General features: G+C 62.8%; 21 protein-coding genes and 1 tRNA gene. 4 read left to right on the top strand and 18 right to left on the bottom strand.

Annotation, left to right across the window (positions count from 1 at the left end):
* Positions 1-17: 17 nt before the first annotated feature.
* Genes HBH1_RS06515 through HBH1_RS06495 form a run of 5 tightly spaced genes read right to left on the bottom strand, consistent with a single transcriptional unit; the run spans position 18 to position 5,322 of the window.
* Positions 18-1,142, bottom strand: a complete 1,125-nt coding sequence (locus HBH1_RS06515) for a zinc-dependent alcohol dehydrogenase family protein (RefSeq protein ID WP_102662056.1) — start codon at positions 1,140-1,142, stop codon at positions 18-20.
* A 53-nt stretch (positions 1,143-1,195) separates the two neighbouring features.
* Complete coding sequence (locus HBH1_RS06510; RefSeq protein ID WP_102662055.1) at positions 1,196-2,035, bottom strand: HpcH/HpaI aldolase/citrate lyase family protein; 840 nt, start codon at positions 2,033-2,035, stop codon at positions 1,196-1,198.
* On the bottom strand, positions 2,035-3,225 hold the full coding sequence (locus HBH1_RS06505) for a CaiB/BaiF CoA transferase family protein (protein ID WP_102662054.1): 1,191 nt from the start codon (positions 3,223-3,225) through the stop codon (positions 2,035-2,037). The genes HBH1_RS06510 and HBH1_RS06505 overlap by 1 nt, the downstream gene beginning before the upstream one ends.
* A 40-nt stretch (positions 3,226-3,265) precedes the next feature.
* Complete coding sequence (locus HBH1_RS06500) at positions 3,266-4,432, bottom strand: acyl-CoA dehydrogenase family protein (RefSeq protein ID WP_102662053.1); 1,167 nt, start codon at positions 4,430-4,432, stop codon at positions 3,266-3,268.
* Positions 4,433-4,461: 29 nt separating this feature from the next.
* Positions 4,462-5,322: an HTD2 family dehydratase gene (locus tag HBH1_RS06495; protein WP_102662052.1), complete on the bottom strand. Its 861-nt coding sequence runs from the start codon at positions 5,320-5,322 to the stop codon at positions 4,462-4,464.
* Between the two features lie 259 nt (positions 5,323-5,581).
* Between HBH1_RS06495 and HBH1_RS06490 the strand changes: the two genes are divergently transcribed.
* Entirely contained in the window at positions 5,582-6,574 is a 993-nt protein-coding gene (locus HBH1_RS06490) for a LysR family transcriptional regulator (RefSeq protein WP_102662051.1), read from the top strand.
* Positions 6,575-6,579: 5 nt separating this feature from the next.
* Here HBH1_RS06490 and HBH1_RS06485 read toward each other — a convergent pair whose 3' ends face one another.
* Positions 6,580-7,344, bottom strand: coding sequence for a sulfite exporter TauE/SafE family protein (locus HBH1_RS06485; protein ID WP_369878599.1), 765 nt, complete (start codon positions 7,342-7,344; stop codon positions 6,580-6,582).
* A gap of 265 nt (positions 7,345-7,609) precedes the next feature.
* Between HBH1_RS06485 and HBH1_RS06480 the strand changes: the two genes are divergently transcribed.
* Both HBH1_RS06480 and HBH1_RS06475 read left to right on the top strand, forming a co-directional pair.
* Positions 7,610-8,398, top strand: coding sequence for an SDR family oxidoreductase (locus tag HBH1_RS06480; protein ID WP_006464048.1), 789 nt, complete (start codon positions 7,610-7,612; stop codon positions 8,396-8,398).
* 149 nt (positions 8,399-8,547) lie between these two features.
* A tRNA-Ser gene (locus HBH1_RS06475) sits at positions 8,548-8,637 on the top strand.
* Positions 8,638-8,882: 245 nt separating this feature from the next.
* On the opposite strand, the gene HBH1_RS06470 is transcribed toward HBH1_RS06475, so the two are convergent.
* Positions 8,883-9,632 carry an AbiU2 domain-containing protein gene (locus HBH1_RS06470; RefSeq protein WP_158243280.1) on the bottom strand — a complete coding sequence of 250 codons (750 nt, stop codon included), beginning with the start codon at positions 9,630-9,632 and terminating at the stop codon, positions 8,883-8,885.
* A 284-nt stretch (positions 9,633-9,916) separates the two neighbouring features.
* Here HBH1_RS06470 and HBH1_RS06465 point away from each other — a divergent pair, with 284 nt between their 5' ends.
* Positions 9,917-11,188 (top strand): AlbA family DNA-binding domain-containing protein, encoded by a 1,272-nt coding sequence (locus tag HBH1_RS06465; protein ID WP_233207542.1) that lies wholly within the window; start codon positions 9,917-9,919, stop codon positions 11,186-11,188.
* A 119-nt stretch (positions 11,189-11,307) separates the two neighbouring features.
* Here HBH1_RS06465 and lpdA read toward each other — a convergent pair whose 3' ends face one another.
* The 11 genes from lpdA to HBH1_RS06410 form a co-directional block, all read right to left on the bottom strand.
* Positions 11,308-12,732, bottom strand: a complete 1,425-nt coding sequence (gene lpdA / locus HBH1_RS06460) for a dihydrolipoyl dehydrogenase (RefSeq protein ID WP_102662047.1) — start codon at positions 12,730-12,732, stop codon at positions 11,308-11,310.
* 11 nt (positions 12,733-12,743) lie between these two features.
* Positions 12,744-14,054, bottom strand: coding sequence for a pyruvate dehydrogenase complex dihydrolipoamide acetyltransferase (locus HBH1_RS06455; protein WP_102662046.1), 1,311 nt, complete (start codon positions 14,052-14,054; stop codon positions 12,744-12,746).
* 1 nt (position 14,055) lies between these two features.
* Positions 14,056-14,541 carry a VOC family protein gene (locus tag HBH1_RS06450; RefSeq protein ID WP_102662045.1) on the bottom strand — a complete coding sequence of 162 codons (486 nt, stop codon included), beginning with the start codon at positions 14,539-14,541 and terminating at the stop codon, positions 14,056-14,058.
* A gap of 29 nt (positions 14,542-14,570) precedes the next feature.
* Positions 14,571-16,769, bottom strand: coding sequence for an alpha-ketoacid dehydrogenase subunit alpha/beta (locus tag HBH1_RS06445; RefSeq protein WP_102662044.1), 2,199 nt, complete (start codon positions 16,767-16,769; stop codon positions 14,571-14,573).
* A 70-nt stretch (positions 16,770-16,839) separates the two neighbouring features.
* The gene (locus HBH1_RS06440) at positions 16,840-17,667 is read right to left on the bottom strand and encodes an SDR family NAD(P)-dependent oxidoreductase (RefSeq protein ID WP_102662043.1); all 828 of its coding nucleotides are present in this window, start codon (positions 17,665-17,667) and stop codon (positions 16,840-16,842) included.
* Positions 17,668-17,698: 31 nt separating this feature from the next.
* Entirely contained in the window at positions 17,699-18,433 is a 735-nt protein-coding gene (locus HBH1_RS06435) for an ABC transporter ATP-binding protein (protein ID WP_102662042.1), read from the bottom strand.
* Positions 18,430-19,218, bottom strand: coding sequence for an ABC transporter ATP-binding protein (locus tag HBH1_RS06430; protein ID WP_199181533.1), 789 nt, complete (start codon positions 19,216-19,218; stop codon positions 18,430-18,432). Before HBH1_RS06430 ends, HBH1_RS06435 begins: the two co-directional genes overlap by 4 nt.
* On the bottom strand, positions 19,215-20,420 hold the full coding sequence (locus HBH1_RS06425; RefSeq protein WP_102662041.1) for a branched-chain amino acid ABC transporter permease: 1,206 nt from the start codon (positions 20,418-20,420) through the stop codon (positions 19,215-19,217). The genes HBH1_RS06430 and HBH1_RS06425 overlap by 4 nt, the downstream gene beginning before the upstream one ends.
* A gap of 131 nt (positions 20,421-20,551) precedes the next feature.
* Entirely contained in the window at positions 20,552-21,493 is a 942-nt protein-coding gene (locus HBH1_RS06420) for a branched-chain amino acid ABC transporter permease (protein ID WP_039875110.1), read from the bottom strand.
* A 106-nt stretch (positions 21,494-21,599) separates the two neighbouring features.
* Positions 21,600-22,880 (bottom strand): branched-chain amino acid ABC transporter substrate-binding protein, encoded by a 1,281-nt coding sequence (locus HBH1_RS06415; RefSeq protein ID WP_102662040.1) that lies wholly within the window; start codon positions 22,878-22,880, stop codon positions 21,600-21,602.
* Positions 22,881-22,990: 110 nt separating this feature from the next.
* Entirely contained in the window at positions 22,991-23,866 is an 876-nt protein-coding gene (locus HBH1_RS06410) for a shikimate dehydrogenase family protein (RefSeq protein ID WP_102662039.1), read from the bottom strand.
* Positions 23,867-23,955: the final 89 nt, after the last annotated feature.

The raw sequence follows: 23,955 nt of genomic DNA, 5'->3' as shown, positions 1-23,955 counted from the left end.
GACCTCGGCCCCCGGCGTTAAAAGACGATCAGGTCGCGCAGCCCCTCCCCGCCATGCAGGCGGTCGAAACCGCGATTGATGTCGGCCAGCGCCAGGCGCTCGCCCATGAGCTTGTCCACCGGCAGGCGGCCGGCCTGGTACAGGCCGATGTAGCGCGGGATATCGCGCACCGGCACGCAGGAGCCGATATAGCTGCCCTTGACGGTACGTTCCTCGGCCACCAGGCTGACCTGCTGCAGCGCCCAGTTCTGGTTCGGCGCCGGCAGCCCGGCCGTGATCGTCATGCCGCCGCGGCGGGTCATGCGGTAGGCCGCTTCCATGGCCTGCACCGAGCCGGCCATCTCGAAGGCGTAGTCGACGCCGCCCTTGGTGAGTTCCTTGACCTTTGCCACCGCATCCGGGTCACGGGCATTCACGGTGGCCGTGGCGCCCAGCGCACGCGCCACTTCCAGCTTGCTATCGTGCAGGTCCACCGCGATCACTTCGCGCGCGCCGGAGGCCAGCGCACCCAGCATCGCGCACAGGCCCACGCCGCCCAGCCCCAACACCGCCGCCGTAGTACCGGCCTTGACCTCGGCAGTATTGACGGCTGCGCCCACGCCGGTCAGCACTGCGCAACCGAACAGGGCCGCCTCGACCGGGTCGATATCGGCTTCGATCTTCACGCAGGAGCGACGCGAGACCACGGCATGATCGGCAAAGGCCGACACCCCGAGGTGGTGATGCACCGCCTGGGCCTTGTCACGCAGACGGCGCTGGCCAGACAGCAGCTCGCCCACGGTATTGGTGGCGGCGCCCGGCTCGCACAGCGCCGGCCGTCCTTCCATGCAGGGCAGGCAGTGGCCGCAGCTGGGCACGAAGACCAGCACCACCAGATCGCCGGCACGCAGGTCGCTCACGCCGCTACCCACCTGCACCACCTCGGCCGAAGCCTCATGACCCAGCGCCATGGGCAGCGGACGCGGACGCACACCGGTGATCACCGACAGGTCCGAATGGCACAGGCCGGCAGCCTTCATCTTCACCAGCACCTCGCCGGGGCCGGGCGGCTCAAGATCGAGTTCTTCGATCTTCAGCGGCTGGCTCACGGCAAACGGATGCGCATCGGTCATTTCGCGCAATACGGCGGCCTGGATTTTCATGTGGTCGTCTCCCTCTGGTTGGAAAACGTCTAGGTTACACGAGCAGGTCCGGCTCAATCGGACAGCAAGCCCGCCTGGTGCAGGAATTTCTCGGCCTGCAGGATCACCGGCTTGTCGATCATCTTGCCCTCCAGCGAAATGGCACCGCCATCGCTGGCGCGCACCGCCGCCATCACGGCCCCCGCCCAGGCCAGCTCCTGCTCGCTGGGCATGAAGCCACGCCGCACGCCTTCCACCTGGCGCGGATGGATGCACAGCTTGGCGCCAAAACCCAGCCGGCGCGCGCGCTGCACCATACGCGCGAGGAAGGCGTCGTCATTGAAATCGGTGGTCACGCCATCGATGGGCGGGGCAATGCCGCCCAGGCGCGAGGCCATCACAATCTCGATGCGAAAGTGCGTCAGCTCCTCCTCTTCAGGACCGCACTGCATGCCCAGATCGACCTGCGCATCGATGGAGCCGAAGGCCAGCCGCTGCACGCCCGGCACCGCCGCAATCTCGCGCATGGCCGCCAGACCGGCAGCACTCTCGATGAGCGCGATCAGGCCGCGCCCGGGACCCAGCCGACGCGCAATCGCCGACAGGCTCTTGGGCTCTTCCGCCTTGGGCAATACGATGCCGGCCATGGACAGTGCCGAAAACGTCATCAGGTCCTCGCCATGCCAGACCGTATCGGCGGCATTGATGCGCACCCACAGGCGTGGCTGCGGCCCCTGTTCGCGCAGCCAGCGCGCCAGGGTCTCGCGGGCCTGCTCCTTCTGCGGCAGGGCCACGGCATCTTCCAGATCGACGATGACGGCATCGGCACCACTGTCCAGGGCCTTGACATAGCGCTCCGGGCGATTGGCCGGCACGAACAGAAAACTGCTGGCCGTGGCAATCTGCGGCGCCATCACACGGCTCCCCGTTCGCGCAGCGTGGCGATGGCCGCCGCGTCATAACCCAAGCCACCGAGAATGGCGTCGGTATGCTCCCCCAGTGCCGGGATGGGGTCCATACGGTAGTCATAGCTGTCGTTGGCGCCCGGTGGCAAGAGCGCCGCCACCTTGCCGGCCGGCGTATCGACCTCGGCCCAGCGCTGGCGCGCCGCCAGCTGCGGGTGCTGCCACAGCTCGTCCATGCCATTGACGTGGGCATTGGCGATCTGCGCCCGGTCCAGCCGCGCCACCACCTGCTCGGCGGTCATGCCGGCGAACATGTCCAGGATCAGCTGGCGCAGCACATCGCGATGTTCGTGGCGGCGCGAGTTGCTGGAAAAGCGCGCATCGCCGGCCAGGGCCGCATCCTCCAGCACCACCTCGCAGAAGACCTTCCATTCGCGCTCGTTCTGCAGACCCAGCATGACGGTCTTGCCATCGCCCGCCGCAAAGGGGCCATAGGGATAGATGGTGGCGTGCTCGGCACCGGAGCGCTGTGGTGCCCCCGCGCCCTGATAGGCATAGTAGAGCGGGAAACTCATCCACTCGGTCAGCGCCTCCAGCATGGACAGGTCGATGTGACTGCCGCGCCCATCGCGCCCACGCTTGATCAGCGCGGCCAGGATGTTGGAATAGGCATACATGCCGGCGGCGATGTCGGCAATCGAGCAACCGGCCTTGACCACCTCGTCGCGAGTCCCCGTCACCGAGAGAAAACCGGCCTCGCTCTGGATCAGCAGGTCATAGGCCTTCTTGTCGCGGTAGGGGCCATCCTCGCCATAACCGGAAATATCGCAGACGATCAGGCGCGGATGTTTCTCCTGCAGCACCGCGGCCGACAGGCCCAGCCCGGCCGCCGCACCCGGCGCCAGGTTCTGCACCAGCACGTCGGCCTCTTGCAGCAACTGGTCGATGATGCGCTTGCCCTCTTCATCCTTGAGATTCAAGGTGAGGCTTTCCTTGGAGCGATTGGTCCAGACGAAGTGCGACGACAGACCATGCACGCGGGTGTCGTACCCCCGCGCAAAATCGCCCACCCCGGGCCGTTCGATCTTGATCACCCGGGCGCCCAGGTCGGCCAGCTGGCGCGTGCAGAACGGCGCGGCGATGGCATGCTCCAGGCTGACCACGGTAATGCCCTCCAGCGGGCGGTTGGCTTGTGACATGGCGCTTCCTCGGTCGATGGGCGGGTGCAGAAAAACAGGTTCAGAACGAGCGCGGCAAGCCCAGGATGTGCTCGGCCACATAGGAGAAGATCAGGTTGGTCGAGATCGGCGCTACCTGGTACAGGCGCGTTTCGCGGAACTTGCGCTCGACGTCGTATTCGCAGGCGAAGCCAAAGCCACCGTGGGTCTGCAGGCAGACATTGGCCGCCTCCCACGAGGCCTTGGCCGCCAGGTACTTGGCCATGTTGGCCTGGGCACCGCAGGCCTGGCGCGCATCGAACAGCTCACAGGCCTTGTAGCGCATCAGGTTGGCGGCCTCGATCTCGATGTAGGCATCGGCAATGGGGAACTGCACGCCCTGGTTCTTGCCGATCGGACGGTCGAACACCACACGCTCATTGGCGTATTGCGTGGCCTTGTCGATGAACCAGTAGCCGTCGCCGATGCATTCGGCCGCGATCAGGGTGCGCTCGGCATTGAGGCCGTCGAGGATGTACTTGAAGCCCATCCCTTCCTCGCCGATCAGGTTCTCGGCCGGGATGTCCAGGTTGTCGAAGAAGAGTTCATTGGTCTCGTGGTTGACCATGTTGAGGATGGGCCGCACTTCCATGCCATGGCCGATGGCCTCCTTGAGATCGACGATGAAGATGGACATGCCCTCGGATTTCTTCTTCACCTGGTCCAGCGGCGTGGTTCGCGCCAGCAGGATCATCAGGTCCGAATGCTGGATGCGCGAGATCCACACCTTCTGGCCGTTGACCACGTAGCGGTCGCCCTTCTTCACCGCCACCGTCTTGATGCGCGTGGTATCGGTGCCGGTGGTGGGCTCGGTCACGCCCATGGACTGCAGGCGCAATTCGCCGGTGGCGATCCTGGGCAGGTAGAGCTGCTTCTGCGCCTCGGAGCCATGCCGCAACAGCGTGCCCATGTTGTACATCTGCCCGTGGCAGGCACCGGAATTGCCACCGGTGCGGTTGATCTCTTCCATGATGACCGAGGCTTCGGTCAGGCCCAGGCCGGAACCGCCATACTCCTGCGGGATCAGCGCGGCCATCCAGCCGGCGCGGGTCAGGGCATCGACGAACTGCTCGGGATAGCCGCGCGCCTCATCGACCTTACGCCAGTATTCCGGGGGGAAGGTATTGCACAGATCGCGCACGGCATCGCGCAGATCGCCATAAGCGTCATTGGGCGCCTGATAGGACATGGATGGGTCTCCGAAAAAAGTCTCTGTCGTCAGGCCAGGATGGCCTCGGCCTGCATGGCCAGTTCACCGCGTTCGTTCTGCGCCCAGAGTTCGGCGCTGCGACCATCGGCGGCCAGCCGGCCGCACAGCGTGAAGGGCTCGGTATCGAACAGGCTGCCCACGGCGCGGAAGTTGAACTCGCGCAGCACCGCCTGCGGCATCTCACGCGCCAGCAGATCGGCCAGCAGCGTGGCGATCAGCGGTCCGTGCACGATCAGGCCCGGATAGCCCTCCACGCCGGTCACGTAACTGCGGTCATAGTGGATGCGATGCCCATTGAAGGTCAGCGCCGAATAGCGGAACAGCAGCACCGGATCGGGCAGCACCCGGCGACGCCATTGCGCCCCCTCCGGCGCGCTCTTGGGCACCACGGCCACCGCGCCCGGCTGGGGCAGGTCACGATAGACGATGTCGTGTTCCTCGCTCAGGCAGAGCCGGCCTTCGTGACTGATCTCGTGACGCACGGTCACGAAGGCCAGCGCCCCGGTGCGGCCCTGCTTGACGTCGATGCTGGCAATGCGCGAGCGCTTCTGCGCTGTTGCGCCGATGGGCAGCGGTGCGGCGAACTGCAAGCGCCCGCCGGCCCACATGCGCCGCGGCAAAGGCACCGGCGGCAGGAAGCCGCCCCGCTGCGGATGACCATCGGCACCCACTTCGGACTGGCGGCAGATGCTCCAGAAATAGATCCAGTGCCATAGCGGCGGCAAGGCATCGCCGGCACGCGGCTGGCGCGGACCATCAAGGGTCGCCGCCAGGGCCGCAGCGCTCACCGGGTTGATGAGGTCATGATGGGTTTCGGTCTTGTCCAGCCACTGCCGTAACAGGGTGAGATCGAGATCAGGGTGGGCCATGTCTCCTCGCTTGTTCTTTGTTTATTGGCCGCAAGTCTGTCGTGCCAGGAAGACAAGAACAATCTCTCATTTTGGAAGGGGGGCTTTCGCAAAACTGAAGTCAGCACTGGCGCCGGCACGAGACCGGACATGTGGCGGCGCAGCACGCAAAGCCCGCCAGCGTCACAGCAAATCGGCGTAACATGAAGACCGTTCACGCGCCACGCCTACGTGTGTGTGTAAGGGTGCGCCCTCCCCTCAACGATCGCCGGAATCTGCCATGCTCTTCGACCTGACCGACCTGCGCCTGTTCATCCTCATCGCCGAGCTCAATAGCTTGACCCGCAGCGCCGAGCGCATGAACCTCTCGCTGGCCGCCACCAGCAACCGCATCAAGGAACTGGAGTCGCGCTTCGGCACCCGTCTGCTGTATCGCGAAAGCAAGGGCGTGCAACTCACGCCTGCCGGCCACACCCTGCTGCACCACGCGCAACTGTTCATGCAGCAGGTCGAGCACCTCAAGAGCGACATGCAGCAGTACAACAACGGCATCAAGGGTTACATCCGCATCTTCGCCAACACCACCGCCGTGACCGAGTTCATGCCGGAGATCCTGGGCAAGTTCCTGGCCATCCATCCGCAGGTCAACGTGGCGCTGGAAGAACGACTGAACCACGACATCCTGCGTGGCATCCAGGAAGGCACGGCCGACATCGGCATCGTGGCCGGCCCGGTGCAGGGCGAGGGATTGCAGATACTGAATTTCTCCACCGACCGCCTGGTCCTGGCCACCGCCCTGGAACACCCGCTGGCCGGCGCCGGCAGCATCCCCTTCCTCGACACGCTGGAGTACGAACACATCGGCTTGCACGAGGGCAGCACCCTGCACCACTTCCTCAACAAGATCGTCTCCGAACATGGCCAGCGATTGAAGCTGCGCATCCAAGTACGCAGCTTCGAAGCCATGTGCCGCATGATAGAAACCAATGTCGGCATCGGCATCGTCCCGCGCTCGGCGGCACAACGGCATCAGCAGACCATGCAATTGGCGGTGGTGGAATTGAGCGACCCGTGGAGCGTGCGCGAGCGCAGCATGGTGTTCCAGAACATCGACACGCTCTCACCGCATGCGCGCAATCTGGTCGACTTCATCCGCGAGCAGATGAGCCAGGGCACGGACGACGACAAGGTCGTCCTCCTGAACACCGAAAAGGCCGAAAAGACCGAAGGTACCGAAAAGAAATCCGCCGCGCGCCAGAAGAAGACAGCCTGACCAGATCAGCCGGCGATCATCATCCACAACGACAGCAGCAGCAAGGCGCCGCAGAACAGGATGCGCAGGCGCCGCTCCGGCAGATGGTGCGCCAGCGCCACGCCCCAGGAGATACTGAGCACACCGCCCAGCGCCATGGGGATGCCCACCGTCCAGTCCACATGACCGGCATGCGCATAGGTCCACAGCGCCACCAGGGTCCCGGGCGTGACCATCGCCAGCCCCAGCCCCTGCGCAGCAGTCTGCGTGGCCCCGAAGAAAGCTGTCAGCAGCGGCACCGCCACAATCGCCCCACCCACACTGAAGAAGCCCGCCGACGCCCCCGCCGACAACCCCACCAACGGAATATAGCGACGCCCCAGCCGCAGCGAAGTCTGCATCTCGCGCTTGCCGCGCAACAGCGTCCACAGGTAATACAGCGCCAGCAGCCCCATGAAGAGCGCAAAGCAGAAATGCAGCTTGCGCGCATCCATCACCGTAGCCAGCCGCGCCGAGAAATACGTCGCCACCACCGCCGGCCCGCACATCATCGCCGCCGCACTCCACTCGATCCGGTTGCGCTGCTTGTAGCGCCAGAAGGCGATGACCACGTTGGGCACGATCATCACCAGCGCCGTCCCCTGCGCCAGCTGCTGGTCCATCCCGTACAGATAACCCAGCACCGGAATGGCGATGAGCCCGCCACCGATCCCGAACAGACCGCCCATGGCACCCAGCACACCGCCGAGCAGAAAGTTGACTAAGCACGAGAAAAACAAGGAAGCCGTCATCGGTGTAAAGTGATGCCTCTGCCGCCGGGCTGCAATCAGTAGCGAAAGCAACGGCAGCATCGAAAGATAAAAAAGGAGACTGACATGAGCGGCGTCATCGTGTTTGCGCTGGAGATGGGCGTGGTCGCCATCATTGCGCTGGCCATCTACATGGTGATGAAGAAATAGCGCCCCTGATCAGGTCCGACAGTGTAGCGCAGCCCGCCCCCGCTGTCCGGGCGGGCCTGCGCCCTACCATGCCAACCCCTCAGCAAAGGAAGAAACGATGGATTTGAAACTCAAAGGCAAGACCGCGCTGGTGTGCGCATCGAGCAAAGGCCTGGGCCGCGCCTGCGCGCTGTCGCTGGCGCGTGAAGGCGTACACGTGACCATGCTGGCACGCGGAAGCGAAGCGCTGGAAGCCGCCGCCGCCGAGATCCGTGCCGAAGTCGCCGCCACCGGCGCGACCATCACCACCGTGGCCTGCGACATCACCACCCCCGAAGGCCGCGCCCTGGCCCTGGCCGCCTGCCCGGCGCCGGACATCCTGGTCACCAACGCCGGCGGCCCCAAGCCCGGCGACTTCCGCGACTGGACCCGGGACGACTGGATCGCCGCCGTGGACGCCAACATGCTCACCCCCATCGAGCTCATCAAGGCGACCGTCGACGGCATGATCGCCCGCCGCTTCGGCCGCATCGTCAACATCACCTCCAGCGCGGTGCGCGCACCGATCGACATCCTGGGACTCTCCAACGGCGCTCGCTCCGGCCTGACCGGCTTTGTCGCCGGCCTGTCCCGCAAGACCGTGGCCCACAACGTCACGATCAACAACCTCCTGCCCGGCCCCTTCGAAACCGACCGCCTGCGCTCCACCGCCACTGGCGCGGCGCAAGAGAGCGGCCGCACCGTGGACGAAGTCCTGGCCGAACGTCGCAAGCTCAACCCGTCGGGGCGCTTTGGTGACCCGGCCGAGTTCGGCGACGCCTGCGCCTACCTCTGCAGCGCACAGGCCGGTTTCATCACCGGTCAGAACCTGTTGATGGATGGCGGGGCTTATCCCGGAACGTTCTGAGTGGGCTTGCGGCTGCCTGAGGGCTGGCGGCCGCAACAGCGCAAGATGAGCGGCATCTGCTTGCGTCGCGGAAAGAGGTGGATGCAAAGAAATTGATGTGATGTATAATGCGGCCCTCGTGCGACAGGCAACGCCCTGTCGCATCGCAAGGAGGTTTGGGTGAGTGGTTTAAACCAGCAGTCTTGAAAACTGCCGACGGGGTGACCCGTCCGTGAGTTCGAATCTCACAGCCTCCGCCACAGCACGTCAAGCAAAACGGGCCTTCGATCGAAGGCCCGTTTTCATTTCTTCCTCAAAATTAGAAGGCCTCAGTAGGGCACCTATAAATTGAAATATTTAAAAATATGCTGGGAGGCAACGCATAAACCCGAAAGGAAATTGATCTTCCTGCAGTTCAAAAATTTCTGGCAGCGAAAATTGCAAACTTTCGCTGCATGGTTCGCGAAGCTCGCGGCCTGGTGAAGACCTGTTCGTCTGGGGGAACCTAGTCAAGACCATTTCGACAGGGGGATTTAAACGCCGGATGACCCTGTGTACGCTCACCACGTACTCCCTGCCAGAACATTTCAGCGTAGTGACGAGAAGCCTCAGCAGCCTCGCCCATTGGAAAAGACACTGCATTCACCGCACTCAGCAATGTCTGCACGATTTCAATCGTTTCTAGATAAATCTCATCGATCTCGGCCCGCACAACCTCCGGCATACCGTTTTCAGGTGATGCTAGCTGCCTATGCGCTAAGCGAAGATGGCGGATGTCTACCAACTTTTGAAGTTTTCTAAATCGAGCGCCGCCATCTATGTACTTGCTGATCAGAGTTACCGCGTGAGCACATTTGGGCCCTATGGCAGCGCGTAGTGGCCCCGACACATCAGCCCGCATTCCCATAGCGCGCTTTCTGTCTTGGACTATTCGCTCCACAATATCGGCCCGTTTTAGCTTTTCTCTAATTGCAGTCATTCGAAGAGATTTCTTGTTCGTATCCCAGATCCTTACTAAGGCGAGCAACAACTCCCTTTGTAAGGAAAACTGAATTACGTTAAATGCATTAGTGGCAAATGATGTTCCCAACTGGTTAGCCAAATCAGCATTTTCGATTGTTGGTCGCCACGTCTCGTAGAACGCCACTGCCATGAGAATCTCATCTTGTGCAGCACGAACGGCAGTTCGAAGTGCCTCGACTTCTACGTCCTCTGAAACTCGCCCCGGATTTACACTCGACGGGAATATTCCCATGATCGCTCCTAATCAGCTTCTCTGAGAGTCCTCTCTAGAAAACTGGCAGTTAATGACAGAGGGACTAAATGTTGGCGACTCTTTAGTCGTTATTACAGGCGCAAATAGGTTCGATATATTATTCATTAACCTGGCATGGAGCCTTGCCCTGCGAAAACATTTTTCAGCGTGCTCACATTGGAACCCGCATTCACATCAATGATTGTCGCAGCTTATCGAAGAATAAATTCGACATTACGGTATGTTCTGAACACGTGTAGAGGTTTTCTTCTTGCTGGACAATGGTGGCACAACAAACGGCTTTATCAAAAGCCATGCCTTCTTTATTCCTGAGTAGATTTTTTTCTCAGAATTTATTTAACAAAAATAAGGGAGCCCTCGTGTCTATCCTAGATCTACAAACGATTGACGCAACATTTCTCTCCAGAATTTGTGATGAAAAATGGCCCGAAAACTCGACTCTTGATTTCAAACGTCAACTCCCCACAAGTTCTGGGAAAGACAAACATGAGTTCTTAAAAGATGTTTGCTCTCTAGCAAATTCTGGAGGAGGAAACATCCTCTTTGGAATTTCAGAAAAAGATGGTTGTGCCGATCTGCTATTTCCTATCAGCTCCGAAATATCAGATGCGGCTAAGCGCCGCCTTGGACAAATCGTTGATGCGGGAATTGAGCCGCGTTTGGTTGGTTTAAACCTGCAACATATTGACGTTACTGGTGGCTACATTCTCGTTGCGAACGTTCCCCCACAATTTGGCGGGCCCTACGGAATGCAGCTAGAAGGGAAAAGTGCCTTTTATATGAGGAACAACACCCACAGCGTCGAATTGACCTATCAGCAGCTACGCCTTGCATTTGGAAACGCATCCGCCCTTCAGCAAAGAGCAACCTCGTTTAGAGCAGACCGTATAACCGCTTTATCCAGAGGAAAAACATTGAGGCCGATGGTTTCAGGACCGCTCGCAGTTCTCCATGTAATCCCTCTTCAAGGCTTAGCTAGCGACACTGGAATTGATATGAAGTCGGTGGCAAGCAATGCAGCTAACCTAATGAGCAGCTCCTGGGGAGGCGGCACGCACAACTACAATTTGGATGGCTTGTTGATATCGGTCACCTCCAGAGGCGACACATCCGACGCCCTCGGCGCCTACAATCAGATCTATCGCAGCGGGTGTTGCGAGGCCGTGCGTTTCGCTGGAAGTTTTGGCGAAGGATATGAGGAGTACATGCCTTCCACGCTAATCGGAGATTTTTTCCGGGAATATATTTCCAAATTCCTTCGCTTACTTCATGAACAGGAAATAGCCGGTCCCGTTGTAATAGGCGCCGCTCTTTTAAACACTGAAGGGAAGAGGTTTGGAACTGGCGGGTTCCTCGCCGTCCATCCAAAATCGGATAGACCCGACCTCATTCTGAATGAGATATTGTTGGAATCACCCCAACAAATTCCAGTCGATATAATTGCCCGTCCCATGCTAGATGTACTCTGGCAGGCGTTTGGATTTGAGCAATGCTTAGACTATGACGCTGTCGGCCAATGGAGCCCGCGACGGTAGACTTACGTTTTCTTGCATTGATCTGCACTCAAATCGGGGACACAACCAATGCGAAATTTCCGTAAAAACCGTCTGAATACAAGAGGGTGTGGACGTTATAAGCCAGCCAAGCCCTCTCATCACCCATGCAACCCCCGCTGATAAGCCGCCAACACCGCCTCATGCATCACCTCCGACTGCGTCGGATGAGGAAACACTGTCGCCATCAGTTCAGCCTCGCTGCTCTCCAGCTCACGCGCAATGGCATAGCCCTGGATCATCTCGGTGACTTCCTCGCCCACCATGTGAGCGCCCAGCAGTTCGCCGCTACCTTCATCAAAAATCACCTTGGCAAAGCCCCCGGTAGCGCCCAGCGCGATGGCCTTGCCATTGACCGCAAACGGAAACTGTCCCACCCGGATGCGGCGCCCTGCCTGGCGCGCAGCGGCTTCCGTCAGACCGACGCTGGCGACCTGCGGATGGCTGTACGTGCAAGCCGGGATCTTTGACGGGTCCAGTGCATGCGGATCGAGGCCGGCGATCTTCTCGACGCAGGCCACGCCTTCGTGACTCGCCTTGTGGGCCAGCCACGGCGGACCGGCAACATCACCGATGGCGTACACGCCCGGCTCGCCGGTGCGACCAAAGGCATCGGTCACGATGTGGCTGCGCTCCACCTTCACCGCCGTGCTCTCCAGGCCCAGCTCCTCGACGTTTCCGACGATGCCGGCTGCCACCAGGACCACGTCGGCCACCAATGTGTCGGTATGCCGGCCTTCGAGCGTCACCTGCCACTCGACACCGGTGCCGGTAGCGCCATCACGCTTGACCGTCGATGCGATGCGCGCGCCGGTGTAGAGGCGCATGCCGTCCTTGCGCAGTGCATCGGCGACGTGGGCACTGATGTCTTCGTCCTCCACTGGCAGGATGCGCTCGGCCATCTCCACCACACTGACCTCCGCACCCAATGCGCGATAGAAGCTGGCGAACTCGATGCCGATCGCGCCAGCGCCGATCACCAGCAGGCGGCGCGGTGTCTGGCGCGGCATCAACGCTTCGCGATAGGTCCAGACGCTCTCGCCATCGGGCTGCAGCCCCGGCAGCACCCGTGCACGCGCCCCCGTGGCCAGGATGATGTTGCTTGCCGTGATGACGGACTTCCCCTGCTTGCCGTCCTTGCCCTCCACCTCCAGGCGTCCGCGCCCGGCCAGCCTAGCCCTGCCCTCGACGACGGTGATCTTGTTCTTCTTCATCAGGTAGGCCACGCCCTTGTTCAGATGCGCGGCCACCGAGCGCGAACGCGCCACCATGGTCTGCAGGTCGGTCTCGGGCTCGCCGACCTGCACGCCGAACCGGGCAGCGTCACGCACCAGTCGCAGGACATCGGCCGAGCGCAGCAGCGCCTTGGTGGGTATACATCCCCAGTTCAGGCAGACACCACCCAACTGGGCCTTCTCCACCAGGACGGTCTTCATGCCCAGCTGGGCGGCGCGGATCGCCGCCACATAACCGCCCGGGCCGCCGCCAACGACGGCCAGGTCGAAATCAGTTTGCGCTGCCTTCATCACGTATCACCTCAAATCAATGCACTCAGGGGGTTTTCGATGCAGCGCTGGAAGGCCGCCAGCCATTGCGCGGCCAGTGCACCATCCACGGCGCGGTGATCCACCGACAGCGTGACCTTCATGACCTGCGCCACGGCGAGCTGCCCATCGACCACGACCGGCTGCGACAGCGTGGCACCCACGGCCAGGATCGCCGCCTGTGGGGGGTTGATGATGGCCGAGAACTCGCGCACACCGAACATGCCCAGGTTGCTGACCGTAAAGCTGCCGCCCTGGTACTCGTTGGGCGCCAGCGCACCGGATCGCGCCCGCGCTGCAAGGTCCACGATCTCGCGACTGATGGCCGACAGGGTCTTGCCGCCCGCATTGCGTACCACCGGCGTGATCAGGCCGCCCTCGGTGGACACGGCCACTGAAATATCGGCCTGCTGGTATTTGCGCAGTGCGGCCTCGGTCCAGCTGACGTTCATGTCAGGTACGCTCTGCAGCGCCGCTGCCACTGCCTTGACGATGAAATCGTTGACCGAGATCTTGCGCGTGCCGGCGGCATTGATTTCCGCGCGCAGGGCCAGCAGCCTGTCCATGCGGCAGTCGGCACTGAGATAGAAGTGGGGAATGCTGGCCTTGCTCTCACTGAGACGGCGCGCGATGGTACGTCGCATGCCACTGTGGGGGATGTCGGTGAAGGCAGCACTGCCTTGCGCAGCGCTGGCGCTGGGGATGGGGATGGCGATGGCTGGCGGCGTCGCATCGCTACCGGCAGCGGCCGTAGCATCAGCAGCCGTCGCAGGGGCAGCTTGCGCAGCCGCTTCCACGTCGCGCCTGACGATACGGCCATGCGGCCCGCTGCCCGTCATTCCTGCCAGTGCCAGGCCACGCTCCTGCGCCAGGCGGCGTGCCAGCGGGCTGGCAAAGATGCGCCCCGACGCCGCTGCATCGGGTTCGCGTTCAGGCTCGGCTGCCCCCGTAGTTGTTGCTGCAGTGGCGGTGGCGATTGCCGATGCAGTCGTGCCAGCGGCCGGTGGCGGCTCCACGGCAACGCCGGCCGCCGCCAGCAGGGCGGCAATATCGACCTGAGTTTCGCCCTCTTCGAACAGCACGGCGATCGGTGCGCCGACTTCCACCTCCTGGCCCGCCGCGGCCAGGATCTTGCCCAGCACGCCATTGCTGTCGGCGTCGTATTCGATGACGGCCTTGTCGGTCTCGATCTCTGCCAGGCACTCACCGGCCTTGATGGCTTCGCCTTCCTTCCGGGACCACTGGACGATCACCGCCGAGGTCGCATTTGCGGCGATTTCCGGCATCTTGATCAGCTTTGCCATGTCATTGCCCCTCTTTCTTGAGATCGGGTCGATAGGCAGCGATGTCGCTGTATTGGACCAGTTCCAGCACATTGCCTTCCGGGTCGCGGCAGAACGCCAGATACACCCCGGGACGCGCCTCCACCCGCTGCGCACCGGTCATGAACTCGATCCCGGCGGCGCGCAGGGTGGCAATGGCGGCATCGATGTCGGCCACGATGAAGGTCAGATAGGCGGCGTTGGGCCGATCCAGGATGTAGGCGGAAGGCGTCTCGGCGCGGGGTGGCGTTCGGGGTGCCAGCAGCTTGATCCGTTCGCCATAGGGGGTCTGCAGACGGACCACGGTATAGCCGTCGGCAGACAGGCCGGAGGCTGCCGATTTGTCGGCAGGGACGGTGATTTCACTCACAAAGCTGAAACCCATGGTGATTTCATAGAAGCGCCGCAGCGCCGGCAGGTCACGACAGGCGATGCCCACTTCCAGGGGGACAATCATCTCGATGCTCATGGCAAATCCTTTCGGTAATCAGGCGGTATTCAGCGAACCTCGGGGCGGGCGCCCTTGTCGCGCATCACCTGCTGCAGACCGGCGACGGTCTCTTCGGTACGGGCGGCAGCGGCACGTTCCAACACCTTGGAGATGCTGGGCGAAGCTTCGCCACCCACCACCCGCTGTACTGGCTGGTCCAGCCAATCAAAGAAGCGGCGCTGGATCTCGTCGGCCAGCCAGCCGCCATAGGAAGTACCCTGCGCGCCCTGCTCCACGATCAGCACATTGTTGGTCTTGCGGATGCTCTGGCCGATGGTGTCCCAGTCGAGGCTGGCGCGGTCCAGCCAGCGCAGGTCGATCACTTCGGCGTCGATGCCGGTCTGCTGTACGGCTTCCAGGGCATGCGCCACCATGGATAGATAGGTCAGCACCGTCATCTCCTGGCCGGCACGTCGCACAGCGGCGCGCCCGAAGGGCGTCTGGTAGTCGAAGTCGTCTACGGGCGCAGGACCGCTGCTGTTGTAGAGATCCACGTGTTCGATCACCAGTACCGGGTCCTTCAGCGCCAGTGCCGCATTCATTAGGCCGACATAGTCGAACGGCGTGGACGGCGCCACGATGCGCCATCCCGGGCTGGTGGCGAAGATGCCCGCCGGGTCCATGGAGTGCTGCGAACCATAGCCGGTCCCCATCGCCACTTTGGTACGCAGGACGAAAGGCACCTCGATATCGCCGCCGAACATGTGGCGTGCCTTGCCGATCTGGTTGAACACCTGATCGGCCGCCACCCACATGAAGTCCGGGTACATGAACTCGACCACGGGGCGGAAGCGGCCATCCATGGCGATGCCGCCGCCCAGCCCGCAGAAGGCGTTTTCGCTGATGGGTGTGCCCAGCGTGCGCTCGGGATATTTGTCTTTCAGGCCACGGGTCGCGCCATTGGTGCCGCCCTTGAGACGATGCACGTCCTCGCCCATGACCACCACCCGCTCGTCCACGGCCATGCGACGATCCATCACATCGGCCACCACGTCAATGAACTTGCGCTGCGCCAGCTTGCCGCCGAACCCGGCTTCTTCCTCGGTGCGCGCTCCCTCCAGTTCCGACAGGTCGCCACGGATACCGACATCACGAAAATCCGGGCTGGGCCAGAGTTCAGGGCGGATGCGCTTCTTGCCGGCCCGGGCCGGGTCGTCTTCCGTCAGCGCCTGCACCGCCCGCGCCATGGCGGCCTTGATGCGATTGCGCAGTGCCAGGATGCCGGCCTCGTCGATCAGGCCGCGTTCGCGCATGCGCTGGCCCACCAGGTCCAGCGGGTCCCGCTGACGCCAGCTCTGCTCTTCTTCCTTGCTGCGATAGCCGAAAGCACTACCGGGGAAGCCGCCATTCTGGTGGAAGAAGCGATAGACATCGGCCTCGATGATGGTCGGCCCCTTGCCGGCCCGCATATGCTGCAAGGCCTCGCTCATGGCCAGGTGCACCGCCAGCGGGTCCATGCCGTTGACCTTCCAGCTGGGGATGTTGAAGGCAGCGCCGCGTGCCGACAGACGCGGTTCGGCCGTGGCCTCGTCCACCGTGGTGGAGACGGCGTAGCCATTGTTCTCGATGAAGAAGCAGAGCGGCAGCCTCCAGGCGGCGGCAATATTCATGGTCTCCAGCACCGAGCCGATGTTGACTGCACCATCGCCGAAATAGGTCACGGCGACATGCTCGGTACCGGCATGCTTGTGCGCCCAGGCCGCACCCGCTGCCAGCGGCACCCCGCCGCCGACGATGGCGTTGGTCCCCAGTACGCCCGCCTCTGCCCAGCGCAGGTGCATGGAGCCACCGCGTCCCTGGCAGAAGCCTTGCGCCAGGCCAAGGATTTCGGCCAGCGTCCGCTGCAGCAACTGCTCGACCGCCGGGCTCAGTTCGGCCGTGGGCGCGATGCCCTCCGGCATGAGATAGGCCAATGCCTTGGCCAGGAAATGATGGTGCCCCCGGTGCGAGCCATTGACCTGGTCTGCCGCCAGCAGGGGCAGGATGGAACCTGCCGCCCCACCCTCCTGACCGACGCTGGAATGGGCCGGGCCATGCACCAGGCCATCCATGGCCAGTTCCAGCACGGATTCTTCGAAGGCGCGGATGATGTGCATGTGCGCCAGCAGGGAGCCCAGCAAGCCGGGATCGGCGGCATTCCAGTCGGCGTCGGTGGTGCGCAGTTCGACCCAGGGCGCGGCCGGGGCGAGTGCAATATGGTCAGACATGGGCTTACTCTCCAGAGAACAAACTGATTCGGTGGTAGCGGCCGCACCATCGGAGCGGCCGGAGAAAAGATCAGATATAGCTATAGGCCGACCAGCCGCCATCGGCCACGATGGCCTGGCCGTTGATGAAGGCGGCATGTTCGGAGGCCAGGAACAAGGCCAGGGTGGCGATCTCGTGCGGCTCGCCCAGGCGGCCGGCGGGCGTACGCTTCTTCAAGGCCGCCAGGTCCATGCGGCCGGTGCTGACCAGCTCCTGCACCAGCGCCGTGTGGACGTAGCCCGGCGCAAGCGCATTCACGCGCAGCCCCTTGGGCGCCCACTCCACCGCCAATACCTTGGTCAGCATCACCACCGCCGCCTTGCTGGCGCAGTAGGCCGCGCGCTCGGGCGCGGCCACCGTGCCATACATCGACGCGGTGTTGAGGATCACCCCGCTCCCCTGGGCCACCATGTGCCGGGCCACTGCCTGGGCGCAAAAGAAGACCCCGTTCAGATTGACGTCGATGGCATGGCGCCACTGTTGTGCAGGCAGTTCCAGGGTCGGCCGGTTGGCCGAGATGCCGGCATTGTTGAGCAGGATGTCGATGCGGCCGAAACGTGCATGGATGGATGCGGTTGCGGCCTCCACCGCTGTTTCGTCGACGATGGAAGCGACCAGGCATTCGACTTCGATCTGCGGGAAGGTCCGGTGCAGTTCCGCCCGGGCGCGCTCCAGCGATTCGATGTTGACATCCAGCAGGGCCAGGTGGGTGCCATTGGCCGCGAAGGCATCGGCCATGGCACGACCGATGCCGCTGCCGGCCCCGGTGATGAAGGCGACCTGGTTGGCCAGATCGGGAAACTGCTTGTATTTGGCGGTGGCATGCAGTGCATGCGCATCGATAGTGTGATCGCTCATCGTGTCTCTTGAAGTGAAATCGCTTGCCGGCTCATACCGCCAGCCAATCCTTGAGCAACTGGGGATTCTCCCCAAGCTCGTCGGGCGTGCCGCTGAAGACGATCTGGCCATGACCGAGCAGGCAGACCCCGGTGGAAATCTTCATGGCGATGGTCAGCTTCTGCTCGATCAGGATCACGGATACGCCACGCCGGTGGATTTCCTGGATGGTCTCGCCCACCACGGTCACGATCTTGGGGGCCAGGCCCTCGGTGGGCTCATCGATCAGGATCAGGCGCGGATTGCCCAGCAGCGAGCGGCAGATGGTCAGCATCTGTTGCTCGCCCCCGGAAAGATTGCCGGCCCGGGTGTTGCGCCGCTCCTTCAGGCGCGGGAAGAAGTCGAACATCTGTTCCACCGTCCATTGGGGCGCATCGTTGCGGGCGCGTTGCATGCCCATCTGCAGGTTCTCGTCGACGCTGAGGTTGGCGAAGACCTCGCGCTCCTCCGGGACGAAGGCGATCCCCGCCCGCGATACCGCGAAGGGACGTTGCCCGGCCAGATCACGACCGTCCAGCAAGACCTGGCCGCCGGTGGGCGGTACCAGGCCCATGATGGCGCGGGCTGTGGTGGAGCGCCCCGAACCGTTGCGCCCCAGCAGACTGATCACGGCGTTGTGACCGACTTCGAAATTGACACCCTGCAGGATATGGCTCTTGCCGTAGTGCGCGTGCAGGTCGCGTACCTGCAGCAGCGGCGCCTGTGCCGGTGTGGCTGCTGTGCTCATGCTGCGACCTCCTTGCCCAGATAGGCTTCCTGTACTTGCGCATTGTTGCGGATTTCCTCGGGGGTGCCGGTTGCGACCACCTGGCCATAGACCAAAACACTGATGCGGTCGCACAGCGAAAACACCACATCCATGTCGTGCTCCACGATCATCAGGCTGCGGCCCACCGAAAGCTCGCGCAGCAGCTCGGCGGTATAGTCGGTTTCTTCTCGCGACATGCCGGCCATGGGTTCATCCAGCAACAAGACCTTGGGGTCGGAGGCCAGGGTCATGCCGATCTCCAGCGAACGTTGTTCGGAATAGGAAAGCTCCCCGCCCAGCGTGTCACGATGGCGGACCAGCCGGACCTGCTCCAGCAACTGCTCCGCCAATGCAGTGACCTTGCGATACTGCGAGATCGGGCGCCACAGCGTGTATTGCATGCCGAAGCGCTGCATCACGCCCAGGCGCAGGTTCTCGAACACCGACAGGCGCGGGAAGATATTGGTGATCTGGAAGGAACGCGCCAGTCCCATGCGGTTGATGCGTTCCGGACTTAGCCCGCCGATGGGCACTTCTCCCAGCAGGATTTCCCCTGCGCTGGGCTTGAAGTTGCCCGAGATGAGATGGAACAGCGTCGACTTCCCCGCCCCATTGGGACCAATGAAGGCATGACGCTCGCCACGCTGCAGTTCCAGGTCGACACCCCGGATGATGTGCGCCTCGCCGAAGGACTTGCTGACGTTGCGCAGGGTCAGCGCCGCCGGGCTGGTGCTGACAGGATGGATGGAGTTGACGGCGCTCATGCGGCCTCCTCTTCATTGAGTGCGTCCCAGGCACGCGTGACCCGGTTCAAGATCAGGCCACCGGCCACCAGCAGCAGCAGGGGCAACAGCCATGTGCTCACCGCGCCGGGTAGCCAGTCACGACCAAACAGGGCGATCGCCGGCCACGGCTGGGCATCCACCAGTTGCGACTGGTAATCCGAGCCCAGGGCGCGCTGCAGCAGCTCCACCGAAAACACCACCGCCGCCGCACACGCCAGGGCGCCCAGTGACCAGCCCGCCGCATAGCGCGCCAGCACCGCGCTGCTACGCTGACTGCGCTGCCACCACAGCACCACGCCCGACAGGCCATTGGGCATGAACATCATCACCACCACGAAAATGAGACCCTGATACAGCAGCCAGGAGCGCGTCAGGTCCGAGACCGCATACCCGAAGAAGGTCATCACCGCCGCGCCCAGGGCCGGGCCGAAGAACACCCCGGTACCGCCGATATAGGCATTGAGCACCACCTCGGAAGACAGGCGCACATCGAAGAGCACGTAGTTGCCGGCTTCATTGTTCATCGCCAGCAGACCACCGGCCACGCCCGCAAAGCTGGCCGAGATCATGAACACCATCACCCGGGCGGCATGCACGTCATAGCCCAGGAACTTCAGGCGCATGGCGTTTTCGCGCAGACCCAGCGTGAGCCGCCCCAGGGGGGTACGGGTGAAGAAGAACAAGGCGCCCAGCGAAGCCAGTACCCAGGCCAGGGTCAGGTAATAGACATGCATCGGTTCGCCAAAGGACAGGCCCCAGGCCGGCATGCGCATCGAGGACACCCCAGCCTCGCCACCGAAGACGCTGGTCAGGTGCGGTGCCAGCGCATGCAACAGTTCGGCCAGGGCCAGGGTGATCATCGAGAAATAGACACCACTGCGCTGCGTGGAAAACCAGCCCGCCACCAGGCCCAGCAGACAGCCGCCCAGGGCACCGAATATCGGCAGCAGCGGCGTGGGCAAGAGCCCCGCACCGCCCAGCGCATTCATCGCATGCAGGGTGGCAAATGCACCGATACCGAAATAGGCCGCGTGGCCGAAGGAGAGCATGCCACCCTGCCCCGCCAGCACATTGAAGGCCGTAGCAAACAGCGCCGCGATGAGCATCTGGATGGCCGCATTCACCAGCGCCTGGGGCAAAACGAAGGGGGCGATGAGCAGCAACAGCAGCACCGTCACCATCAGCAGACGCGAGGCCAGCGATACTGCAGCCGGCGCTCGCAGTGACGTGGCTGGGAACGCGGTGGATGAAACTTTTGCGGCCGACCCGGGCAGGCTTGGCAAGACCTTGTTTGTGGATTCGTTCATGTGACTCACTCCTTCTCACCCATCAGCCCGGAGGGGCGAACCAGCAATACCAGCAACATCAGCGCAAACGGGATGGTGGCGGCCAGCGACGAGACCTTCAGCGTCATCAAGCCGCCCAGGTCACGCGCCCATTGTCCTGCCCCGACATAGTCCAGCGCATCGGCCAGGCTGACATCCACGCCGACGGCAAAGGACGAGATCAGGCCGATCAGGATCGATGACAGCATCGCGCCCTCCAGCGAACCCAGGCCACCGATGACCACCACCACGAAGACCAGCACACCCAGCTCCAGGGCCATGTTCGGATTGGTGGTATAGAACGCGCCGGCGATGGCGCCGGCCAGGCCGGCCAGCGCGGCCCCCACCCCGAAGACACCCATGAAGACCAGTGGCACGTTGTGGCCCAGGGTCTCCGCCATGGCCGGGCGATAGATCGCCGAGCGCACGACGATGCCGATGCGGGTGCGCGAGAGAAGCAGGTAGATCAGGCCGAACATGAGCAGCGAGACCAGGCCCATCATCAGGCGATAGAAGGGATAGTCCGTACCGAACAGGCGAAACGCGGCAAACGAGAGCGAAGCCGGCACCTGGTAGTTGACCGGGTAATTGCCGAAGAAGAGCTTGATGATTTCGGCAATGATGAAGGACAGGCCAAAAGTCAGCAGCAGTTCATGCGCATGACCGTAGCGATGCACGCGCCGCAGGAACCAGCGTTCCACGACCACGCCCAGCAGACCCACGATCAGGGGCGCAATGATTACGGCAGGCCAGAAGCCGATGAACTTCTGCAAGGTATAGGCCAGGTAGGCACCCACCATGTAGAAGGAGGTATGCGCGAAGTTGAGCACCCCCATCATGCCGAAGATGAGCGTCAACCCGGCCGAGACCATGAACAGCAACAGGCCGTAGATGGTGCCGTTGATCAGCGATACGGTAAAGAATTCCATAGCGTCTTCCAAGAAAACGGGACGACCGTCCCCCGCACGGGACGGCAAGGCCGCCCGTGTCGATTCGGCGCCGTGCACATGCACGGCGCCCGCTCAGCGAGTCAGATCAGGAGGGACGCTGCATCTTGCAGCTGGTCTGGACCGGGTTCACGGCGTCTTCGCCGCTGAACTTCTTGATGACCTTGAAGCCCATGTCGGTATCGTCGACCTTGTACTTGACGTTCTTTTCCACGCGGGAGACGACGATGGGCAGCACCACCTGGTGGTCGGCGGCGCGAATCGAGGTCTCGCCCATCGGCGTCTCGATCCTGACCTTTTCCAGTGCCTTGGCCAGCTCGGTGACATTGATCTTGTCGCCGCTGGGCTTGACCTGCTTGAGGGCCTCGCCCAGCATCTGCATGCCGAACACGGTCTGCGGCTCAATGAAGGTCGGGAAGTGACCGGTCTTGGCCTTGTAGTCGGTGGCGAATTCCTCGGTGGCCTTGTTGGTCTCGATATTGAAGGCGTGCGAGATGAAGTGTCCCAGGGCGGTGTCGCCGGCATTGCCGATGTTGCCCGGCTGGTCCAGGAAGACGGTACCGAAGCGTACCTTCAGGCCCGCAGCCCGTGTGGCCTTCATCAGCAACAGCAGATCGTTGGACCAGTTGCCGGTGAGGACTGTGTCGGCCCCGCTGGCCTTGATCTTGGCGACATAGGGTGAGAAATCCTGGATCTTGTTGACATCGTGTAGGGTGCTCTCGACCACGGTGTAGCCACCGGCGGCGGCATCGTCCTTGATGGCCTTGTCCATGTCGATGCCCCAGGAATAGTTCTGGTTCATCGCATAGACCTTGTTCCCCAGTTCCTTGGCTTCCTTCATGGCCGGCACCAGCGTCTTGACGCGGATCACGGCGTTGGTGGTGAAGCGGAAATGATAGAAGTGGCACTTGTCGCCGGTCAGCTCCAGCGCCTCGCCGCCCATGTTCATGAACAGGACTTCCTTGCCGGCATTGCGCAGGTTGTGCTTGCGCACGTCTTCGGTGATCTGGCCGGACACGGCCGAGGACGAACCCTGGATGATGATCTGCGCACCGGCGGCAATGGCAGCCTTGACCTTGTCGGAGGCGCCGGCAGGTCCGCCCTGGTTGTCGTACTCGGCCAGTTGCACGGCTTGCCCGTTCCATCCGCCGGCGGCGTTGATGCGATCCATCTCATACTTCACTGCAGCGCGATAGAGCAGCCCGGTCGAGGCCTGCGGGCCGGACAGGGTTTCCACCAGCGCGATCTTCAGGGGCGCGGCGGCCTGGGCGGGACATGCGATGGCGGCCAGGACCAGGGCCGACAATGATGTCAGCGAGGACGGTGACGATAGCGACGACAGGGACACTCCGATGTAATTCTTGCTCATACCTCATCTCCGTTATATTTGTAGGATTCCAGGTCTTGCACTGCCGGCGCCCGGGCTTCCGTGCGAGAGCCGCGCCGGTGCGGCTCCCTTCTCAAGGGGTGGCGCGCCTCTCAGCGCAACCCAAGGAACTGTTTCATGCTTTCAAGCTGGGCCTGCATCATGTAGCGGCCAAAGTGCAGCGCCAGTCCGCGCCTCTGGGCTGCCGCCAGTAGCGGGGTCAACTCCACCTTCATGACCGCCTCCGCCACCAGCGCATCAGTGGGCAGGCCTTCCACGGCGAATGGCAAGGCATCGTCCGGGTTCAGCCCCAGCGAGGTGGAATTGATGGCCAGGGTGTAATGGGCGGGATGCGCCGTTGCCACGTGGACGTCCAGTTGCGGGTAGTAGCGACGCAGTTCGGCCACCAGATGTCCGGCACGTTCCGCACTGCGGTTGTACACGCCGATGGCACCCGCGCCGTGCGCGGCCAGGGCATGTGCAATGGCCTTACCGGCACCACCGGCACCGGCAAGATAGACCCGCCGCCCCACCAGCGCATGCCCCTGGGCCAGCAAGCCACCGACGAATCCCTCGCCATCCAGATTGCTGCCGACCAGGCGCATGCCTGCTTCACCAGAGGCCTCTGCCTGTCCCGCCTCCGCCGCATCAAACCGCACGATGTTGACCGCACCGACCTGGCGCGCTGCATCGGTCAGCTCATGGCAGAGGGAGAGGATGCTTTCCTTGTGGGGAATGGTGACGATCAGGCCGGCCATGCTCCTGACCCTGGCCAGCGCCGCCACGACCGATGCAAGATCGGCTGGCGCCACCTGCAGCGGCACCACCACGGCATTGATTGCCTTGCTCGCCATCAGGGCATTGAACGCCTGCGGGGTCCGCACATGGCCGATCGGATCGGCCAGGATACCGATGACCCGGGTATGTCCATTGATGATGGGGGACGCCATGTCGTGCGCACTGCGCTCCCCGGCTCCTGCCAGACTCACGGTATCTCCTTCGCAAGTGGCGCCTTGCAGCGCTCTTCTTTTCCGTCATCCCGCATTTTTTGCGGTGACATGATAGGTTTTTATGCACT

Source organism: Herbaspirillum sp. BH-1 (assembly GCF_002870055.1).
Taxonomy (GTDB): Bacteria; Pseudomonadota; Gammaproteobacteria; order Burkholderiales; family Burkholderiaceae_D; genus Herbaspirillum; species Herbaspirillum frisingense.
The sequence above is the reverse complement of the archived record's forward strand: the minus strand, read 5'-3'. Positions and strand labels throughout refer to the sequence as shown.

Bases quoted from the DNA above. Each gene is read 5' to 3' on its own strand.
- HBH1_RS06515 (WP_102662056.1), bottom strand. From the start codon at position 1,142: ATGAAAATCCAGGCCGCCGTATTGCGCGAAATGACCGATGCGCATCCG.
- HBH1_RS06510 (WP_102662055.1), bottom strand. From the start codon at position 2,035: ATGGCGCCGCAGATTGCCACGGCCAGCAGTTTTCTGTTCGTGCCGGCC.
- HBH1_RS06505 (WP_102662054.1), bottom strand. From the start codon at position 3,225: ATGTCACAAGCCAACCGCCCGCTGGAGGGCATTACCGTGGTCAGCCTG.
- HBH1_RS06500 (WP_102662053.1), bottom strand. From the start codon at position 4,432: ATGTCCTATCAGGCGCCCAATGACGCTTATGGCGATCTGCGCGATGCC.
- HBH1_RS06495 (WP_102662052.1), bottom strand. From the start codon at position 5,322: ATGGCCCACCCTGATCTCGATCTCACCCTGTTACGGCAGTGGCTGGAC.
- HBH1_RS06490 (WP_102662051.1), top strand. From the start codon at position 5,582: ATGCTCTTCGACCTGACCGACCTGCGCCTGTTCATCCTCATCGCCGAG.
- HBH1_RS06485 (WP_369878599.1), bottom strand. From the start codon at position 7,344: ATGACGGCTTCCTTGTTTTTCTCGTGCTTAGTCAACTTTCTGCTCGGC.
- HBH1_RS06480 (WP_006464048.1), top strand. From the start codon at position 7,610: ATGGATTTGAAACTCAAAGGCAAGACCGCGCTGGTGTGCGCATCGAGC.
- HBH1_RS06470 (WP_158243280.1), bottom strand. From the start codon at position 9,632: ATGGGAATATTCCCGTCGAGTGTAAATCCGGGGCGAGTTTCAGAGGAC.
- lpdA (WP_102662047.1), bottom strand. From the start codon at position 12,732: ATGAAGGCAGCGCAAACTGATTTCGACCTGGCCGTCGTTGGCGGCGGC.
- HBH1_RS06455 (WP_102662046.1), bottom strand. From the start codon at position 14,054: ATGGCAAAGCTGATCAAGATGCCGGAAATCGCCGCAAATGCGACCTCG.
- HBH1_RS06450 (WP_102662045.1), bottom strand. From the start codon at position 14,541: ATGAGCATCGAGATGATTGTCCCCCTGGAAGTGGGCATCGCCTGTCGT.
- HBH1_RS06445 (WP_102662044.1), bottom strand. From the start codon at position 16,769: ATGTCTGACCATATTGCACTCGCCCCGGCCGCGCCCTGGGTCGAACTG.
- HBH1_RS06440 (WP_102662043.1), bottom strand. From the start codon at position 17,667: ATGAGCGATCACACTATCGATGCGCATGCACTGCATGCCACCGCCAAA.
- HBH1_RS06435 (WP_102662042.1), bottom strand. From the start codon at position 18,433: ATGAGCACAGCAGCCACACCGGCACAGGCGCCGCTGCTGCAGGTACGC.
- HBH1_RS06430 (WP_199181533.1), bottom strand. From the start codon at position 19,218: ATGAGCGCCGTCAACTCCATCCATCCTGTCAGCACCAGCCCGGCGGCG.
- HBH1_RS06425 (WP_102662041.1), bottom strand. From the start codon at position 20,420: ATGGTGACGGTGCTGCTGTTGCTGCTCATCGCCCCCTTCGTTTTGCCC.
- HBH1_RS06420 (WP_039875110.1), bottom strand. From the start codon at position 21,493: ATGGAATTCTTTACCGTATCGCTGATCAACGGCACCATCTACGGCCTG.
- HBH1_RS06415 (WP_102662040.1), bottom strand. From the start codon at position 22,880: ATGAGCAAGAATTACATCGGAGTGTCCCTGTCGTCGCTATCGTCACCG.